Here is a 2,087-nt window from a genome sequence, read left to right as displayed (position 1 = left end):
GTACGGGATCGGGCGGCGCACCCAGCCGGTCGGCCGGGTACTCATCCGGCGTGCGGCCGGGTACCCGGCCCTCAGTCCTCCGGGCCGCCGGACGGGCCCCAGTGCGAGAACCGCGGAAGCCACTTCACCCGGTAGTCGGGGTGTCCCGCGTGCTCCGCGGCCATCTGCCGGACGACGAAACCCAGGCCCACGGCCCGGCCCGAGGAGAAGTCCTGGTGCGGGCGGTCCGTGTCCAGGGCCGCGATCTCCTCGTACTCGTCCAGCAGGACCCGGTTGGTCTCGATGCGCTGCAGCGTGCGTGCCGGGTCCTGGAAGGCGATGTGACGGTCGTAGCCGCGGGACCGGACGACGAAGGCGATGCCTCCCGTCCGGTCGTGAACCTCGCCGGGTACCTCCGCGGGGCACCGCCAACCGTCCCCTCCGGCCTCCTGCGCGATCCGCTCCTCGTCGGCGAGGCGTGCGCGTACGAAAGCCAGCAGGTCCGAGTTTTCTGCCATCTGGTTCCGAACCCTTCTCCGTCACAGGCAGGCACGACGATATACGCGCACCGGCGGCGGGCCCGCTGCCCGACCAGCAGAGAATGCCTCATGAGCGGGTCCCGGACGCAGCCGGTGCCGGACACCGTGCGTCCGTATGCCGGAACGCGCGCGTCAGCGTGGCGGGGCGAGGCGAGGCGGGCGGCCGGCAGGAGCACGATGGCGGCGGGGCGGTTCTCGTCCTGGCCCGCCTGCGCGACGGTCCGGTGCCGCCGCCTCGGCGAGCGGCACCCGGCCCACCCTCCCCCTGGAGTCCACGGGCGAGACGGCGTCGGAGTCGTGGCGCCGGACGCGCCGGAGCGCCCGGGCGATGAGTCCGGCCAGCGCTGTGAGCACGGTCCGCCTCCTCCACGCTGAGGCCCCGGGACCGGTCGAAGCCGAGGACGCACGAGCCGACGGGGCGCCCGGAGGGGATCAGCGGCAGGAAGACCCGGGCCCGGTGCCGGTGCCGGTGTCCATCGGGACATCGGGAGGTCGGCACGTCGGGACGGTCACGGTGACCCCTTCGGGGCCCGGGAACATCGCCACGGACAGCTACTCGGCGGGGCCTCGACGGGCGAGGAAGTACACCCGGCAGCCCGGCCGGCACCGCCGTCAGCAGCCGCCCTGGGTTCCCGGAGCGCAGGTGGAGGCCGCCTGCGTAGCCGCCGGCGGCCTCCCCCGCGCTCACCACGGCGCGAGCCCTGCGCGGCCGTGCCCCGGCCCGCGCGCACACCCCCGTGCCGGCCCGGTGGCCCGGCGGGTCAGCCCCGGACGGGTACCGAGGGCTCGGTGCCCGCGTGGGCGCACACCGACGCGGCGACCTCGGAGGCGAAGGCCAGCATGGCCCGCACCTCCTCCGGGGCCGGCCGCCCGGTCAAGGAGCCCCGGGCCGCCATGGCGCTCAGCAGGCCCGCGACGAAGGCGTCGCCCGCGCCGATCGTGTTGACGACCTCCACCGGTACGGCCGGGACGGACACCGGTGGCGCGCCCGCGGTCCACGCGGTGCTCCCCCGGCCGCCCCTGGTCAGGACCACCAGCCGTCCTTCCTCCGCCAGCGCCCGGCAGGTGTCCTCTGGGCGGGCCCCCGGCCACAGCCGCTCCAGGTCCTCGTCGCTCGCCTTGACGACGTGCGCGAGGCCGCACAGCCCGCGCAGCGCCGTCCGGCCGCGCTCCGGGTCCAGGGTGCGGTCCAGGCGGACGTTGGGGTCCACCACGAGGCAGGAGTGCTCGGCGGCGGCGAGCGCCGTCGCCCGTACCGCCTCCGCCGCGGGGTCCACCACGGCGGCGAGCCCGCCGGCGTACACCGCGCCGAAACCGGCGGCGTGCGCGGAGAGGTCCGGCAGCCGGAACGTCGCCGTGTCCTGGAGGTGGAAGTGATAGCCGGTGCCGTCGGCGCCGGGTTCCGCGACGGCAAGCGCGGTGGGCAGGCCCGAGCGCGCGCAGAGGTCGAGACCGGCCCCGGCCGCCCGCAGCCGTGCTTCCACGGTGCGGGCGAAGCCGTCGCCGCCGATGCCGCCCGCGAACTCGACCGGCGTGCCGAGCCGGGCCAGCGCGACGGCGACGTTGGCG

2 protein-coding genes and 1 pseudogene are annotated in these 2,087 nt (G+C 76.4%); all 3 read right to left on the bottom strand.

The window, feature by feature from the left end; translation table 11 throughout:
- Nucleotides 1-71 precede the first annotated feature (71 nt).
- Nucleotides 72-497, bottom strand: a complete 426-nt coding sequence (locus tag IH13_RS0107750) for a DUF6221 family protein (protein WP_031082249.1) — start codon at nucleotides 495-497, stop codon at nucleotides 72-74.
- Between the two features lie 286 nt (nucleotides 498-783).
- Nucleotides 784-972: pseudogene (locus tag IH13_RS46035) on the bottom strand (hypothetical protein); the annotation flags it as partial.
- A 307-nt stretch (nucleotides 973-1,279) separates the two neighbouring features.
- Nucleotides 1,280-2,087: PfkB family carbohydrate kinase (locus IH13_RS0107745; RefSeq protein ID WP_031082246.1), on the bottom strand; the 808-nt coding region annotated here is incomplete at its 5' end.

The sequence above is a fragment of the Streptomyces sp. NRRL WC-3549 genome (assembly GCF_000721935.1).
Taxonomy (GTDB): Bacteria; Actinomycetota; Actinomycetes; order Streptomycetales; family Streptomycetaceae; genus Streptomyces.
This window is presented reverse-complemented; position numbering and strand designations above follow the sequence as displayed.